The 16,937-nt window shown below is 41.9% G+C and carries 18 protein-coding genes; 2 read left to right on the top strand and 16 right to left on the bottom strand.

All coding sequences use genetic code 11. The features are described 5' to 3' along the window. Nucleotides 1–69 precede the first annotated feature (69 nt). Nucleotides 70–804: a tRNA 2-thiocytidine biosynthesis TtcA family protein gene (locus tag ACTNBF_RS04160; RefSeq protein WP_441088810.1), complete on the top strand. Its 735-nt coding sequence runs from the start codon at nt 70–72 to the stop codon at nt 802–804. Nucleotides 805–856: 52 nt separating this feature from the next. Here ACTNBF_RS04160 and ACTNBF_RS04165 read toward each other — a convergent pair whose 3' ends face one another. The 9 genes from ACTNBF_RS04165 to ACTNBF_RS04205 all read right to left on the bottom strand — a co-directional run bounded on the left by ACTNBF_RS04165 (nt 857) and on the right by ACTNBF_RS04205 (nt 9,487). Next, entirely contained in the window at nt 857–2,740 is a 1,884-nt protein-coding gene (locus tag ACTNBF_RS04165) for a fructose-1,6-bisphosphatase (RefSeq protein ID WP_441088811.1), read from the bottom strand. A gap of 30 nt (nt 2,741–2,770) precedes the next feature. Further along, nucleotides 2,771–3,415, bottom strand: a complete 645-nt coding sequence (locus tag ACTNBF_RS04170) for an AAA family ATPase (protein ID WP_427820330.1) — start codon at nt 3,413–3,415, stop codon at nt 2,771–2,773. Nucleotides 3,416–3,477: 62 nt separating this feature from the next. Next, nucleotides 3,478–4,395, bottom strand: coding sequence for an RluA family pseudouridine synthase (locus ACTNBF_RS04175; protein ID WP_441028529.1), 918 nt, complete (start codon nt 4,393–4,395; stop codon nt 3,478–3,480). A gap of 35 nt (nt 4,396–4,430) precedes the next feature. Next, entirely contained in the window at nt 4,431–4,952 is a 522-nt protein-coding gene (lspA, locus tag ACTNBF_RS04180; protein ID WP_441015781.1) for a signal peptidase II, read from the bottom strand. Between the two features lie 32 nt (nt 4,953–4,984). After that, complete coding sequence (locus ACTNBF_RS04185; protein ID WP_441088812.1) at nt 4,985–5,761, bottom strand: RNA-binding protein; 777 nt, start codon at nt 5,759–5,761, stop codon at nt 4,985–4,987. A gap of 18 nt (nt 5,762–5,779) precedes the next feature. Continuing rightward, nucleotides 5,780–6,322, bottom strand: coding sequence for a cell division protein SepF (locus tag ACTNBF_RS04190; protein ID WP_427805723.1), 543 nt, complete (start codon nt 6,320–6,322; stop codon nt 5,780–5,782). A gap of 30 nt (nt 6,323–6,352) precedes the next feature. Beyond that, on the bottom strand, nt 6,353–7,045 hold the full coding sequence (locus ACTNBF_RS04195) for a YggS family pyridoxal phosphate-dependent enzyme (RefSeq protein ID WP_427805724.1): 693 nt from the start codon (nt 7,043–7,045) through the stop codon (nt 6,353–6,355). 13 nt (nt 7,046–7,058) lie between these two features. Beyond that, nucleotides 7,059–8,483: an HlyD family efflux transporter periplasmic adaptor subunit gene (locus ACTNBF_RS04200; RefSeq protein ID WP_427805725.1), complete on the bottom strand. Its 1,425-nt coding sequence runs from the start codon at nt 8,481–8,483 to the stop codon at nt 7,059–7,061. A gap of 32 nt (nt 8,484–8,515) precedes the next feature. Beyond that, a complete protein-coding gene (locus ACTNBF_RS04205) occupies nt 8,516–9,487 on the bottom strand; it encodes a TIGR01212 family radical SAM protein (RefSeq protein ID WP_441088813.1) in 972 nt (323 codons plus the stop codon). A 110-nt stretch (nt 9,488–9,597) separates the two neighbouring features. Between ACTNBF_RS04205 and ACTNBF_RS04210 the strand changes: the two genes are divergently transcribed. Further along, nucleotides 9,598–9,804 carry a DUF378 domain-containing protein gene (locus tag ACTNBF_RS04210; protein ID WP_427805727.1) on the top strand — a complete coding sequence of 69 codons (207 nt, stop codon included), beginning with the start codon at nt 9,598–9,600 and terminating at the stop codon, nt 9,802–9,804. A 37-nt stretch (nt 9,805–9,841) separates the two neighbouring features. Here ACTNBF_RS04210 and ACTNBF_RS04215 read toward each other — a convergent pair whose 3' ends face one another. Genes ACTNBF_RS04215 through ACTNBF_RS04245 form a run of 7 tightly spaced genes read right to left on the bottom strand, consistent with a single transcriptional unit; the run spans nt 9,842 to nt 16,904 of the window. After that, nucleotides 9,842–10,813, bottom strand: a complete 972-nt coding sequence (locus ACTNBF_RS04215) for a D-alanyl-D-alanine carboxypeptidase family protein (RefSeq protein WP_427820334.1) — start codon at nt 10,811–10,813, stop codon at nt 9,842–9,844. Next, on the bottom strand, nt 10,797–11,192 hold the full coding sequence (locus ACTNBF_RS04220; RefSeq protein WP_427805729.1) for a methylglyoxal synthase: 396 nt from the start codon (nt 11,190–11,192) through the stop codon (nt 10,797–10,799). The genes ACTNBF_RS04215 and ACTNBF_RS04220 overlap by 17 nt, the downstream gene beginning before the upstream one ends. Before the next feature lie 13 nt (nt 11,193–11,205). Beyond that, nucleotides 11,206–12,330, bottom strand: coding sequence for an FtsW/RodA/SpoVE family cell cycle protein (locus ACTNBF_RS04225; RefSeq protein ID WP_427805730.1), 1,125 nt, complete (start codon nt 12,328–12,330; stop codon nt 11,206–11,208). After that, nucleotides 12,327–12,557: a cell division topological specificity factor MinE gene (locus ACTNBF_RS04230; RefSeq protein WP_441024772.1), complete on the bottom strand. Its 231-nt coding sequence runs from the start codon at nt 12,555–12,557 to the stop codon at nt 12,327–12,329. Before ACTNBF_RS04230 ends, ACTNBF_RS04225 begins: the two co-directional genes overlap by 4 nt. A gap of 11 nt (nt 12,558–12,568) precedes the next feature. Then, complete coding sequence (gene minD, locus ACTNBF_RS04235; protein WP_427805732.1) at nt 12,569–13,360, bottom strand: septum site-determining protein MinD; 792 nt, start codon at nt 13,358–13,360, stop codon at nt 12,569–12,571. A gap of 11 nt (nt 13,361–13,371) precedes the next feature. Next, nucleotides 13,372–14,028 carry a septum site-determining protein MinC gene (locus tag ACTNBF_RS04240; RefSeq protein WP_441049132.1) on the bottom strand — a complete coding sequence of 219 codons (657 nt, stop codon included), beginning with the start codon at nt 14,026–14,028 and terminating at the stop codon, nt 13,372–13,374. Nucleotides 14,029–14,033: 5 nt separating this feature from the next. Beyond that, nucleotides 14,034–16,904, bottom strand: coding sequence for a penicillin-binding transpeptidase domain-containing protein (locus ACTNBF_RS04245; RefSeq protein WP_427820352.1), 2,871 nt, complete (start codon nt 16,902–16,904; stop codon nt 14,034–14,036). Nucleotides 16,905–16,937 lie beyond the last annotated feature (33 nt).

Below are 16,937 nucleotides of genomic sequence, written 5' to 3' on the forward strand. Positions count from 1 at the left end.
CTTGTAATTCTTTTATAAATGCGGTAACATTAAGGCGATATGTTTATGAAAATAAGGTGGTGATTGACAATGAAATTACAACAATTACTGAGTTATACAAGGAAAGCTGTTGACGAATATGATATGATCCAGGAAGGCGACCACATTGCAGTAGGGATCTCTGGCGGGAAGGACAGTCTCACACTCCTTTACGCAATGCAGGGACTTAGAAGATTCTATCCGAAGCATTTTGAACTGAGCGCAATTACTGTGGATCTCGGATATGAGAAATGCGATTTCTCGCAGGTAACGGAACTGTGCAAGGAACTTGATGTTCCATATCAGATCGTGAAGACAGACATTGCCCGCATTTTGTTCGATGAGCGTAAGGAGTCCAACCCCTGTTCGCTCTGTGCAAAAATGCGGAAGGGTGCTTTAAACGAAGCGGTAAAAAAGATGGGATGCAATAAAGTTGCCTACGCGCATCACAAGGATGATATCATTGAGACGATGCTGCTCTCCCTCATTTTTGAAGGAAGGTTCCATTCCTTCTCTCCGAAGACTTATCTGGACCGAAAGGATTTAAGCGTCATCCGCCCGATGATGTTTGTGGATGAGATGGATGTGATCGGTTTTCAGCATAAATACAATCTGCCTGTTGTAAAAAGCCGATGCCCGGTCGACGGATTTACCAAGCGTCAATATGCAAAAGATCTGGTTCGAGAACTGAATCAGGCTCATCCGGGTGCGAAGAATCGCATGTTTACGGCGATTCTAAACGGAAATATTGGAGGATGGCCGCCGCGAACGCCGCATACCCGTTAATCTTTAAAGAGGAACCTCTCACAGTGTGTGAAATGTTCCTCTTTGTAGATTTTTAGAATAATTCTTTTTTCCCTTTTTTGTACGATTCCAGAAGATGTGTCAAAACCTGAATATCTTCCTTGATCTTCTTTCCGTCATCCGTGTCTCCCACGAGGAGCCGGTGCGGTTCAGTCTCAAACATCTTGGATGTAGACTCGATATCTTTGTTCTCCTCCAGAACCTTCTCCACACTTTCAAACGGTTGATGTGCCTTGATTCGCATTCCATGAGAATTATAGATCAAAGTATATCCTGCAATACCGGTCGTTTTATGATAAGCTTTGCTGAATCCTCCGTCAATCACGATCAGCTTGCCGTTCGCACGTACAGGCTTCTCTCCTTTTTCTGTCTTAACCGGTGTATGTCCGTTAATGATATGCGAAATGTCGGAATACAAGTGAAATTCACGCAGGATCATATTGCAGGTCTTTTCGCTATAATAATGCTTATAGTATGGATTCGTCTCCTCATGCCATGCTTCCTTATCGGCAATAAACGTACGCTCAAAGGTTTTTACATTTCTGCCTGATAGAGGAGATTTTCTTCCGCACCACAGGTACCACATGAAATCAAGGTCCCACTGGGATGCCTGTGCTGACCAGGCCTTTCTGGCAATCTTTTCTGCGTAATCCAGATAGGATTTGCCGGTATAAATGCAGCCTCCGAATTTGACTCCATCAAAGTTTCCCTCTTCATCCAGAGGAATGCATCCGTGGTAGAGCAGGTTTCCGTTGTAACATTTGTACATGCATCCTTTGTCATATAAAAATTTCACATGCTCATGCAGGCGGTGGCTGTTTACGAAAGCAAACCTTAGATTATCCATGACTTCCTGTTCTGCCTCTGAAAGCACATATGCGTTTGTCGGGTCGACAGTCGGAAAGAAGGTATCCTTCATTTGATAGACCGTTCCCTCACTTTCAATCGTCCCATTCTCATAATTTATTTTATCAAGAAGCAGGCGTCCCTCCATCTCATATTCCGGACGGCGCATGATGATCTGGCCCTCCAGCTTAAACAGAATCACCGAAATCGCCTTCAGTGCAGCTTCCATCGGCGGCAGATCAGGATAAGTCTTCTCCGCGAATAAAGTCAGCGATCTCAGACTAATCCCATATCCGTTCTCCAACGTTTCAATACAACTGTATTTGATATTATTCCGTACAACAGATGCAATGCAGGCATCGCTTCCACAGGCTGCACCCATCCAAAGAATATCATGATTGCCCCATTCCAGATCAAGCGAATGATACTTCATGAGCAGATCCAGAATCTTATCTGCATTCTCTCCTCTGTCAAAGATGTCTCCTACGATGTGCAGATGATCTACCGCAAGACGTTTGATCAGTTCTGCAAGAGCAATAATAAATTCTTCCGAGCTCTCAATTCCGATAATGGTATCCAGTATTTTTTTGTGATACAGGATCTGGTTGTTGTCTTCATCCGGCATAAAATGCAGAAGTTCATCAATAATATATCCAAATTCCTCCGGAAGTGCTTTACGTACTTTCGAGCGCGTATATTTGGAAGAAACCACTTTTGCCAGCTCAATCAGGTAGTTCAGCATCACGCGGTACCAGTCTTCCGTAATTCTTCCCTCCCGCTTCATACGGTTCATCTTCTCACGGGGATAATAGATTAATGTGCAGATCTCATCGCGCTCTTTCAAGCTGAGCGAATCTGCCCAGAGTGCATCAACCTTTTCGCGTATGACCCCGGAACAATTATTTAAAATATGGAGAAACGCTTCGTATTCGCCGTGCAGATCACTCATGAAATGCTCCGTACCCTTTGGCAGATTAATGATTGCATTTAGGTTAATAATTTCACGACAGACCGCCTGCCTGGTCGGATATTTTTCTTGTAAAAGATTTTTAAACAAATTCTCTGTTTCCATTCTCACTCCTATATGTATATTTGATCTCAATCAGATTCTTGGATCTGTTACGGATTCTCGAAGCTCGATCAATGCTTCAAGTGCTTTCACAGTTCCTTCAATTCCTAATTCAGAGCTGCAGATACTGATGTCATAGCTTTCTGCATCTCCCCATTTTTTATTCGTAAAATAATTATAGTAACTTGCACGCTTTTTATCTGCTTTCAGGATTATATCCTTGGCTTTTGCATCCGTGATGTCATACATTTTGGCAATTCTCCGGACTCTGCTTGTTAAGTCCGCATGAATGAAAACACTCATGACATTATCATAAGATTCCAAAGCATAATCTGCACATCTTCCAACAAGGACACATGGCCCTTCATCTGCAATCTTCTTGATTGCTTCAAATTGTGCTAAGAACACTTTATGATTCAGCGGCATATCTGCAAAAGCTCCTGTTGCATAGCCTCCAGAATAAGTATCCATTACCAGCGAATACAAAAAACTGTTCGTCGGTTTTTCATCATGAGTCTCAAAGAGTTCCTGACAGATTCCGCTTTCCTTTGCAGCAATATCCAGCATCTCTTTATCATAAAGCTTTACTCCAAGATCTTCCGCCAGACGTGTACCAATCTCTTTACCGCCACTTCCAAACTGTCTTCCGATTGTAATAATTGTATTCAGGTTTTTCATATCAGTCACACTCCTTTTCTTATGCATATTATATAACAAAGTGCGAATATTGTATAGACATTTTATCTATTTTGACGCATTCGTCCGAGTAAATCTTCAAAATATTCCGGAAGCGGCGCGTCAAATTCCATATATTCACCGGTTGTAGGATGTGTAATGCCCAGAATCTTTGCATGCAGCGTCTGTCCCTGCAGCTTAAAGGGACACTTCTGTGGACCGTATACGGTATCTCCGAGCAATGGATGCCGGATACTAGCCATATGAACACGGATCTGATGTGTTCTGCCAGTCTCAAGTCGGCAGGAAATATAGGTATAGTCTCCAAAGCGCTCGAGAACCTGATAATGCGTGACAGCCTCTCGTCCGTTCTGGTAATTAATACTCATCTTTTTCCGATCGACCGGATGTCTCCCGATAGGCGCGTCAATCGTACCGCTGTCTTCTTTCAGATTCCCGCAGACAATAGCATGATAGACCCGCTTGATCGAATGCACTTTTAATTGCTCTGCAAGTTTCTGATGAGCCTGATCATTTTTACAGACAAGAAGGGATCCGGTTGTGTCCATATCGATCCGGTGTACGATTCCGGGACGCATAACTCCGTTGATCCCTGAAAGGCTCTCGCCGCAGTGATACATCAACGCATTAACCAGTGTTCCGCTATAATGTCCTGCAGCCGGATGGACTACCATCCCTTTAGGCTTATTTACGATCAATATGTCATCGTCCTCGTAGAGAATATCAAGAGGAATATTCTCAGGAACAATATCAGGCTCAACTAGATCCGGGATTTCCACAGTGATCATATCGTCATAAGCCAGCTTATAATTTGCTTTCACTGCTTTTCCATTTACGTATACATGTCCATCTTTCATTAGTTTCTGAATATAAGAACGGGAAAAGCCGCTCATCTCATTTGAGAGATATTTATCGATTCTTTCCCCGTTTTCTGTTTCAATTTGAAATTCTTCTAACCGCATTTAAAAATCCTGCTTTCTCTGAATGAGATTCTTTTCTATATCTGATGTTCTTTCCGATATTGCCTTGAATAAATCATCAAATCTTCTTCCTTATAATAGAAAAAGATCAACAATACCAGTACAAAAAATGTGACGGTTACATAAATGTCGGCAACATTAAAAATCGGAAAATCGATCAGTGAAAAATAAAAGAAATCCACAACATATCCGCGCAGTAACCGGTCGATAAAATTCCCCGCCGCACCGGCTGCAAGGAAAACCATACAGAGCCTGAGCGGAAGATACCGACGTGTGACAGGTGTAAGACTGTACAGATACACCATGATTCCAAGCACAACGACCGTAATAATTAGGAAAAAAAATCTCTGGTTCTGCATCATTCCAAACGCCGCACCTCTGTTTTCCAGATACTGCAGTTCAAAAACACCTTTCAAGATAACAACTGCCGGCTGATCTTTCAAAAATCGAAGTGCCAGAATCTTCGTATATTGATCCAGAAGCAGAAGTGCCAGAACACCGACCGCAGCACTGATATATTTTTTGAGTTTCTGATTCATGATGATGCTCCTTTTCCATTTACAAAATATAGCTATATATATTTATATACCAGGACATAGCATCTGCCCTTTTTCGTCTCTGAAATCATCCCCATATACCTGAATCTTCCCATCCCTCTTACGGAAATGATGTCGTTTTCTCTGACATGATATCCATTGCTTGTTATCAGCTTCCCGTTGACATATACACGAGCCTCTTCTATCAGAGGGGCCATTTTACTTCTGGAAGAATTCCACGCCAGGCTCAACAGTGAATCCAGACGCACGGATGCAACCGTACCTCTGATTTCCTCGTACCTTGGTTCATAATCAAATTCCTCTCTCTCGATCCGGACAGCCTGGACCGTTGTATGCCTGACACGAGTCAGTTCATTACAAATAAAATCTACCATACCGTCACAAGCAAAAAGATACGCCATTTTCTCTTGAATCAGAATATCTCCCAGATTAGAACGTTCAATACCCAGATTCAACAATGCTCCAAGATAATCGCGATGCCCCAGATCTTCGGCAAATTTCCCGTTTAATGGAGAGATCTGTATTACGCTCATGGGATATTTTTCCAATATTTCGTCTTCATCAGTATACAAATAAAAAGCATCAGGTAGAAATGCAGCCATCTGACGCTCAGCAAATGCATAACCGCCAAAGGTTCTGAAGGGAACAGCCAACAAATTCTTTGGCGTTGTATGCAAAATATTTAATTCATTCAAATTCAGGAAATCGGTATACATTACGATTCCCCTTTGAAATGCCTGATTGGAAAGTTCCAAAAAACGTTTGCGAAGTAATTCTTCTTCCTTGTCCATTTCCATAATTCCTATGTATTAATAGCGATTCTGAATCGGAACATCAAAAGATGAGGTGTTCAGAATATCCTGAAGATCTCCGGAAATATCTACATTCGCCGGTGTGACAAGGAATATGAAGTTTGAGATCTTCTGAAGATTTCCATCGATTGCAAAAGTTGATCCTGATGTGAAATCTATGATTCTCTGAGCGACCTCAAGATCCATGCCTTCAAGATTCAAAATAACTGTACGTCCACCAAGAAGCGTCTCCGTAATCTCTCTGGTGTCTTCCATGTTGTTCGGTTTGATTACGCATACTTCCATAGCAGGTGCACTTTTTCTTGATGGCTGACGCATTGGAGTTACTTTATTATTGGTCGGACGAGAAGATCTTCTAGGTTCAAATTCTTCTTCCTCTTCATAAGAAGTATTGGCTTTTTCTTTCTTAAAAATTCCACGCTTCGGTTTTTCTTCTTCGTACTCGTCTTCAAAGTCATCTTCATCGAAGAAGTCATCCTCATCGTAATCGTCATCACCGTCTAATTTCATTACTTCCAAGAACTTATCTAAAACTCCCATTTTTACACTCCTATCTGTTGTATCAGTTTCTTATTGAACATAATTTCTTTCACCAAAAATTGCAGTACCAACTCGTATCATAGTTGCTCCCTCTTCGATTGCAATTTCAAAATCATTTGTCATACCCATGGAAAGAATGCTCATATTCACATTATCAACTTTTTCCTTTCCAATGTCAACAGATAATTTTCGTAAGTTTGCAAAATATTTGCGATTTTCCTCTGGATCACTTACAAAAGGAGCAATTGTCATTAAACCTTGTACTTTTATGTGCTGAAATCCGGCAATTTGCCTAACAAAGTCCGGAACCTCTTCCGGCATCAATCCGAATTTTGTTTCTTCTCTTGCCATATTTACCTCGAGAAGCACATTTGCAACGATACCTTTTTTCTCGGCTTCTCTGTCAATAGTTTCCGCAAGACGAATAGAATCAACGGAATGAATCAGCTCCGCCTTATCAATAATATACTTCACCTTATTGCGCTGAAGATGACCGATCATCTGCCAATGGATATCCTTCGGCATCACTTCATATTTATCCACCAGCTCCTGAACTTTATTTTCACCGAAATATCTGGTACCTGCACCATACACCTCTTCCAGCATTTCCACCGGTTTTGTCTTACTCACTGCGATCAAAGTCACCTCGTCACGGCTTCTCCCGGCACGTCTGCAGGCTTCACAAACGCGTCGTTCTACATCCATTAAGTTCTCTGCTACCATGTTTTGTCACTCCTTACTGACTTACTATATCATTTTCCCGGACGGAAGCTCCATCCAGAGCAATGTGATCATAATTGGACAGCCCATAGCTGTTTCCTTCTTCTATAATATAATACTCTTCGCTTTCACAGAGGATCTCAACCTGTTTAAATACGGCGTATCCCTTATTAACATTGTAAACCCCTTTTAGCGTTCCCGTTTTACTTAATGTAAAAGTCTCGGTTGACTCCGGACGTACCAGAACATCTCCGGCTTGGAAATCTCCCGGATCAAGATAAACCATACTATTTTCCACATCACGATAACACACGTTTACATCAAGGAATTCTACAATAGAATCTCCTTTTTTATTTTTTGTCTGCCGAAGAACTCCTTTATTGTTAGAAGCCCCGCCTGTAGTCAGATAATCCTCAGGAACCAGATAGAATTCCTTTTCCGTCACAGCGGATTTCGGAATCTTAAGGCCTGATTCATCCTCAAGAATCAGTTCAATATCGAGATATCTGTCCTGTGCATATCGAATCATGGAATCAGTAAACTGGATATAACCGTAAGTCTCATCTTCTCCTCTATTAAAAATACGCAGACTTCCCCACATCGTCTTATTATCTTTATCAAAACGGATTTTTACAGACAGCTTATCCTTATCGCCCATCTTTTTATACAGCATCTCTTCTGTCTCTTTATTGAGCTTAAATACAATACTCCACGCCTCACCGGTAACCAAACGATAAACAGGCGAACCGGCACTGATTTTCGTGTTATTCAGAATCTCAGTCTGTGCATATCCTTCTTTAGAAAACTCATCTTCCGTGAGATCCTCCATGGACAATCCTTCATAACCGTCATAAGAATACTCGATAATACCGTCATCCTGAGTTTGGAATACCTGAAGTCCATCAATGCTTCCCTCTCCCAGTAGTGTATTGAGCTGGGTTACCCTGTTCTGGTTTGTATTACTTTGAAGCAAAGCTGTGGTTTCTTCCTTAAGGACTCGTACATCTTTAAAATTCTGCAATCGAAAATTTTCATGAAATGACTGAACTTTCATCAGTATACTGTTCCACTCATCCGTAGACAAATCCACTTCATCATTCGATTCCGTCGAAGAAGTATCTGCAATTTTATTCGTGCTCAGCGTATAGACATTGTTTCCGACTGCTACTTTCTGTCCGGCTTCGACAAAATAATTCACATATCCTTCCTGATCGGCATATACCAGATTTTCATCACGCAGTGCAATGCATGTAAAAGAAGTATTTTTTAAAATACTGCCTTCACGCACCTCATAAACAGCAATTCTGTCTTTGGTAAGATAGGTAAGAACCGTGACAACAAGGTAAATAAAAATGACACCAAAAAGTATCGTTCCAATATTCCAGGTTCCTTTTCTTTTATAGCGTTTCAAACTGATAACATCTTTATTCCTTCCAGCCAATACTTCAGCCTCCTCAATACCATAATGTCAAATTATTGATCTAATTTTTTCAGGGCAGCTCCGTTAAGGTAATTACATAGTCTTCCCTGATATCGTCCCTCTTGTTTCATTTTTGCAAATAATTCGTCCCTGAGTTTCCACCAGCTGTTTCCCCAATTGCAAAAAACAGAATCCTTCTCCGGAATCCTTGAAAAGAGCCGTTCCACAGCCATATTTTCAGGAATCAGTTCTAGAAAAGAAGCAACCCTTTCCAGGTATTCTTCTTTGGAACACAAACATATTCTACCATTTTCATACCAATCACACAATAAGGTATTTTTTGCAATATATAAAGAATGCAGTTTCACGATATCTATCCCAAGCGCAGTGAGAACACGTGCCGTTTCGCAGGCATCGTTCCTGTCATCTCCGGGAAGATTCAGAATCACATGGGCACAAATAGTAAACCCTTTGTATTCCTTAATCATCAAAACGGCATCAAGGAATTCCGCCAGCCCATGTCCTCTTCCTATTCGATCCAGTGTATGGTAATTAACGGTCTGCAGCCCCAGCTCAATGTTCATCTGAATCCCGGTCTCACGTTGAATGGCATCCATTACATCCAAATATTCTCTGTTCAAACAATCCGGTCTGGTAGAAACAGATATTTCCACGATATCCGGCACCGCCGCAGCCTCCCTAAGATACTTAGTGAAATGCTCCAACGGCTGAAATGTATTCGTATAATTCTGAAAATAAGCTATAAATTTATGTGCATGATATTTTTCTTCAATTCGTTCCTTGGTACGGAGAATCTGCTCAGAGACGCAGATCTGTGCGTCCATTGCTTCAAATCCCGTACCGGCTCCTGCACAAAACGCACATCCCGGCCCATCCACACGGTTCGGACAGGAGACCGGCAGATTTACGGGCAGTTTATAGATTTTTTCATGATATTTTTCTTTTAAATAATCAGAATAAGGATAATACAATCCTTTATTTTCAAACTTTCTTTCCTTTTCCATTATTCTTTCCTGTAGTTACTGTTTATAGAAACTATTTGCATCAGAGTGGTATAACTGCATTATTTACTGTACATACTAGTAGACAGAAACCATATAAGGAGGAAACTGTCATGAAATGGTTTGATAACACAGCTTTAACAATCGTAATTATTGGTGCACTTAACTGGCTTCTCGTCGGTATATTTCGCTTTGACCTGGTAGCCTACATCTTCGGCAACCTGTCATGGCTGTCACGAATTATCTATACGCTGGTCGGACTGTGCGGTCTTTATTTAATCAGCCTGTTCGGTCGTATAAACAGCATATCTGAATCATAGTAAAAAGGGGTATCCCACCAAATGGATGCCCCTCTTTTTATGTGATTTTCTCAATTAAAGATGTCATATCCTCATAAAGTGTTGATTTATCAGGTGCTCCCATCACGATGGATATATAAGGACGATTCTGTGAATCCCTTACAAGGAGGATTAGACAACATCCGGCTTCATCTGTTGTCCCTGTCTTACCGCCAACGATCGTAACATTATCCGGTTCTTCAACAACCCCTTTTGCATACAGATTGGTAGGCGTAAACGTCATCTCCTGCTGAGAACCGTCTGCCGCGGTATAGACTGCAGTATAAGAATCGCTGCTGATAATCTCTACAAAATGTTCATTTTTAATACATTCATTAAAAATCAAATATAAATCGTAAGCAGTAGTATAATGTTCATCATCATGCAGGCCATGCGGATTGGTAAAATGCGTATTATTCGCCATTAATTCTCTGGCACGGCTATTCATCATATTTACAAATGATTCTTCAGTTCCTGCTATATGTTCGGCGATGGCAGAAGCGGCATCATTCCCTGAATACAGAAGTAGTGCATTAAGAAGATCTTCTAATGTCCAGACTTCTCCTTCTCTCAGACCACACACCTGTGCATCGGAAGGAAAACTTGCAGCAGCGGCTGTTTTACTGATCGTAACCGTATCTTCCAGATTTCCATTTTCCAGTGCAAGAAGGGCTGTCATGATTTTTGTCGTACTTGCCGGATACAGTCTTTCATGGGACTGCCAGGAATAGAGAACATTTTTATTCTCCAGGTCAAACAAGGATGAAGCGTGTAACGCTGTATCCCCTTCATATCCTTCAAGCGCCACATCCGTTTCAGCTACGCACAACTCTTCTGCATAAAGGGTGCTCTCATATAATTCTGCATTATAATGAGCTTTCTCAAATTCTGTTACGAGCGCTTTTGGTTCCCCCGAACAACCACTCAAGTACAGAAATGCGAAAGCCATACATCCGATCAAACATAGTCTACCTTTACTTGTACATCTCACGCCAGTCTAAATCTCCTCTGTCAATTGCTAAAATCAGGATCTCCGCTGTTGCAAGGTTCGTAGCCATCGGAATATTGTGCATGTCACACAAACGGATAACATCGTTTACATCCGGTTCATGCGGCTTTGGATTCGATGGATCACGAAGGAAAATCAACGCATCGATCTCATTCTGTCCTATCTGTGCTCCCAGCTGCTGTTTTCCGCCAAGCGGCCCGGCGAGATACTTATGGATAGAAAGATTCGTGACCTCTTCTATCAAACGTCCGGTAGTGCCGGTAGCAAATAATTCGTGCTTACTTAAAATTCCTCTGTAAGCGATGCAGAAATTCTGCATTAAAGTTTTTTTTGAATCATGAGCAATAAGTCCTATGTTCATTTTCACCACTCCTTTATTGGTATTTTTTCGGCTGAAGGCCAACATTTAACACAAAACCGATTCCCATAAACATACTGACAAGTGATGTCAGCCCGTAACTGACAAAAGGTAACGGAATACCTGTATTTGGGAAAATTCCTGTAGCCACGCTGATATTGACGAACGACTGCACCGCTATCTGCGCGGCTATTCCGCAGCAGATGATTCGCCCCGCCATATCCTGTGCTTTAATCCCTATCAAAATACACTGTATTACTATTAATAATAACAGACCAATCACAATACAGCAACCCACAAAACCTAATTCTTCACCAACAATTGCAAAAATAAAGTCTGTCTGGGGCTCCGGTATATAATTTCCATTCTTCACAGATGTCGTCGTATTGTTGTTCAGCCCTTTCCCCGTGAGCTGTCCGGATCCAATCGCCATCATAGAATTGTTCTGCTGAAATGCCTGATCACTGGCATATTTTTCCGGCTCAAGCCATGCCAGAATTCGCTCCTGCTGGTAGTCTTTTAGGAACGGCTGATTCGGCTGTACCGCAATACTGATAAAAATCACTGCCGTTGGTATGAGGATTGCCAGCATTGTACCAATAAATTTATAGCTCAGTCCCGCGATATACATCATGACACAGAACACCAGAACAATCGATATCGTAGTAGACAAATCCGGCTGCATTACAATCAGAAGTGCGGTTGGAGCAAACAGTAATACAGCAGTTATAATCGTGCGAAAACTGTTGAGATCTTCCTCATGATTCATAAGAAATTTTGCAAAAAACAGAACCATCAATATCTTAGTGAGTTCCGAAGGCTGGAAATTGGTAAAATACAGATTGATCCATCTCTTCGCACCGTTTACTTCTGTGCCAAAAATCAATGTGATCACCAGCATCACAATATTAATCGCATAGATCATCCAGTATAAGTTCAAGACCCATACATAATCAATAAGTGATACGATGACCATAACGATCAGTCCCAGTACAAGACCAATGATCTGCTTATTCTGCACTGATTTCTGGGCACTTCCGATAACCAGAATTCCCAGAATTGTCAGCGCAACAACAGAAATGATCAGATTAAATTTGTAATCCTTCAAATGATAAGGTTTCGTTTTTTTTGGTAATCTCACGATTCGTCTCCCGTTAAATCAATAGTAATCCTTGACCGTGTGATATCCACGTCAAATTGTTCTTCAGTTACTTTCATGTACTTTGAAACTGTGCGGAATAATTCCCGGCACAGAAACTCATATGTATCCGGCTGACATTGCATACGATCTGCTACGATCAATGCTTTCAGCCTGTCTCTTGCAATCGAAACAGATGGTTTCCGATATTTTGTTTCAAATACATGCATAAGCCTGCCTCCTAATTTTTCCGAAATCTGCGAATAAACTTATGCAGCATACTATTCTGTTTATCAAAATCCAGAAACGGAACATCTTCTCCCAAAATTCTCCGGCAGATATTCATATAGGCTTTTCCTGCCAGTGAATCCATATCAATAACCGGCTCTCCCTGGTTGGTACCGACAACGACCTGTTCATCATCCGGGATCGCCCCCAGAAGGTCAATGGAAAGTATTTCAGTCACATCGTCAATGGACATCATATCCCCCCGTTTCACCATATCGATCCTGATACGGTTTATAATCAGATTCATCTTTGCCATATGATGAGCTTCCAAAAGTCCAATGATCCGGTCAGCATCACGAATCGATGAAACTTCAGGAGTAGTTACAACAATTGCCCGGTCAGCTCCGGCAATCGCATTCTGAAATCCCTGTTCGATTCCAGCCGGACAGTCCAGAAGCACGTAATCATATTCTTCCCGGAGTTCCGAAGTCAGCTTGATCATCTGTTCCGGGGAAACAGCAGATTTGTCTTTTGTCTGAGCAGAAGGAAGCAGATGCAGATTTTCATGCCTCTTGTCCCTGATAACCGCCTGTTTCAGTCGGCAGCTTCCTTCAATTACATCTACGAGATTGTACACAATCCGATTCTCCAGTCCCATAACTACGTCCAGGTTCCTGAGCCCCAGATCTGTATCAATTACAAGTACCTTCTGGCCAAGACTTGCAAGTCCCGCTCCAATATTTGCTGTAGTGGTCGTTTTTCCGACTCCGCCTTTTCCTGATGTCACAACAATAATCTCGCCCATAACACGTCCTCCTACCAAATTTGATTCTTAAGCGGACCAATAGAAATGTGTTCTTCGTCCAGCCGTGCAATCCGCGCTTCCGGCTTTTCCCCTTTACGCAAATACACACGATTTGCACCGACTCCTGCAATCTTCAGCATCTGAGGCTTCATAGCCAACGCAACGACAAACGCATTTTTATTTCCTGCCGCTCCTGCATGTACAGTACCACGGATCGTACCGAGCACCACAATATTACCGCGTGAAACGACAGTCGCTCCAAATTCTACATCGCCTAATATAATGATGCTTTTTTCCGTTTCCAGTACCTGCCTCTTCTTCAGTGTCCCCCGGTAGAACTGTCCTTCTCTTCTGGGCAAATCTTCAAGACATTCTTCCACCACGCTTTTGTACAATCTTTTTGTATTCTCGTTTTTGTCGAAAATACATACAATATGGATGTGCGCAATATCTGTGATCAAATCTATGATTTCTTCTTCCTGCGGCTTGGTAAGCACTCGCCCCTCAAAGGTAATCGCCATGCTTGCATCTTTAAAAAATTTTGCCGATTCAGTGAAACTTGTCCTAAGTTCCTCAAGGATCTGCTTATATTCTGCCTCAGGATCCATATGAACGATCAGGCCGTATTTATTACTTTTAATTACGACTTTCTGATTCAAGTCCCCCACTCCTTCTAATCTCCGTGAACTCCTGTCACAGTAATTTCTGCAGCATGACCGGTGATCAGTTCATTACGATCAGCCAATCCATAATAATACCGCATCAGATCACGTCCAATTTCAGAAACATACAACGATTCATATCCGTTTTTAATTCGGATTGCAAATGCAATCTCTGGTTCGTCACTCGGCGCGAATCCAACAAACAGACCATGGTTCGCATGCGATTTACTTTGCTGGGCAGTACCCGTTTTACCGGACATCGCAAATCCATTCAAAGAAGAATAGGTACTGCTGCTGGTGACAACGGCACGCATTCCCTGATGCACCGCATCCCAGGTGTTGTTGGAAACATTTTCAATCTGATTCAGAGCACTCGGCTCAGACTGTTCAATCACATCGCCTTCCACAGTTGTAACTTTGTCGATCAATGTCAGATTATATACGGTTCCACGGTTCGCAACAGCAGTAATATATCTGGCAAGCTGTGTCGTTGTATAGTTATTGGTTCCTTGTCCAATCGCAGACCGGACCGCATCCTGATCGGAAATCTGAGGCTCCGATTCTGGTATCTCTATACCTGTTTTCTGCCCGAGACCAAATAAAGTCGCATACTGCTTCAAAACCGCAAGGCCTTTATCGGACGAATATCTTGTAGCTGTAGCTTCGCCGCTTGTATCCGAAAGATCATTCTCATTAAGCGCATCGTTCGTAAGTCCCAGACGATATCCCACCTCATAGAAAAACAGGTTACATGATTTCTGAATCGCACCGGATACATTCAGTGATCCATGGGAGCTCGGATAAACCCAGCACTTCGGATTCGGTGATACTTTTTTATAAACACCGCTGCAGTTCAGATATGTATCAGAACTAATCACACCCTCTGTCAATCCTGCAGTCGCAACCAACGGTTTGTAAGTAGAACCCGGTGCCGTCCGCTCCTGTGTGGCATTGTTATAAAGCGGTGCCGCCTGATTCTGCCGCAGCTGGCTATAATAATCAGAATCCATACTGTTCGCCAGACGGTTATTATCATATCCCGGATAAGAGACGCATGCCAGCACTTCTCCTGTATTGACATCCGTCACTACAACAGATCCTGTACATGGTTCCAGTCCAAGCTGCCCCGGAGTGATTTCAAGCGTTTGAATCTTACCGCGAATAAAATCATAAGGACCGGTCGCACCACTTACAAGGTTATTGTATTGGGTTTCATCATAATCCAGGACTTCCTGTTCATACAAGAGCAGACAGATCTGCGTACCTGTAATCCGGCCTGTCTTGATCATATATTTATAAATCAGTTTCTCAAATCCGGAATCCGTCGACAGTTTCTTCCCAATGAAGTTCACGAGTCCCTGGTAAGTCTCACCAAGATCAGAATAACTGCTCTCCTCATCCATGTATTCCTTCAGTTTCGATGTATCGATCCAGTTCTGGGAAATTGCATAGTTCAAATATGTATATAAGCTGATCGTCTCATCTTCTTCCCAGGCAAGGTATGTCTTGTCCTTCGTATCAATCTTATCTGTCTGTAATATCTTTGCATTGGTTGTCAGAAGATCACTGATCACATAGCTCAAATAAGCCTGCATTTCTTTTGAACATTCTTTATATGCAGGAGCATTCGGATTTCCCAGCTGTTCCAGAACTTCTGAAATCACTTCTTCATGTCTCGTAATGTATGCCTGATACACAGCCTGTTCTGTCGATTTGGCATCCGGATCTTCAAAATGTCCGGTATCCAGGATCTCATTTGAAATAAATGCATTGTAGACGTCATCGATTGGAATGATAACATCACTCTCATCTGTAAGCTGACTCCGATCATAGTTCATGACATTCGCCATCTTTGCAACCACAATTCCGGCAATCTTTTCTTCCAGCAAGTCATAAGCTGCTTTTTGTAGATTTGCATCGATTGAAAGATAGACATCATTTCCTGCTTTTGCCTCGGAAACTTCATCTGTTTCTATGATTTTCCCCACGCTGTTTACGTAAAGCTTGATTTCTCCTTTCGGCCCCTGGAGCGTCTCGTCCAGAACCTGTTCCAATCCAGCTTTACCAACAATATCTGTAAGGGAATATCTTTCCTGCGTTTCTTTGTCCATGGAGTCATACTCTTCCTGGGAAATGGTACCGGTATATCCGAGAATAGATGCAAAATACTTGCTGTCGGGATAAACTCTCAGAGAATCTTCTGCGATATTGACGCCCTGAAGTGTATCAATATTCTCCATAATGGCTGCTTTTGTTTCTTCACTCACATCACTTGCTACCGTTGTAGCGACATATTTCTGATACCGGTTCAGACTCATGGCATAACGGATATTGACCATTTTCAGAACCATCTCTTTCGAAAATTCTTCCTGATCAATTCCATATCCCCATCGTTTATCCGTACAGAGATAGTTGATGATATCTTCTGCGGTATATGCCTTCTGTTCATCAGAAAGCTTGTCAATTGTGGCATATCCGAAAATATCCGCAAGAAAACGAAGCTTCTGAGTCGAATCTTCATCCATCGTATATTGATATTCCCCGTTATCATTCAGAACAATCTTAAAATTATTGATGATGGAATCCCCGTTAGATTCTACAATATCAATTACTTTCAGAACCGTCTCATTGATAATCTGATTCTTTTCGGCAGTAGTACTGTTGCTGTAATCCCCGTTGTCTTCTATTGTGACAGAATAGGCAAGCTTATTGTCGGCAAGAACCACACCGTTACGGTCCAGAATCCGGCCTCTTGTTCCTTGTACTTCTTTTGTCTTCTGAATCTGTAATTTATAGTCATCCAGATACTCCTGTCCTTTTACGATCTGCAGATAAAAAACTCTCTGAACAAGAATTGCTGACATCACACAGAACGCGATCATTACAACAAAAGCCCTGGATTTAACTATCTCGAT

This window comes from Bariatricus sp. HCP28S3_A4 (genome assembly GCF_052066395.1).
Classification (GTDB): domain Bacteria; phylum Bacillota; class Clostridia; order Lachnospirales; family Lachnospiraceae; genus Allocoprococcus.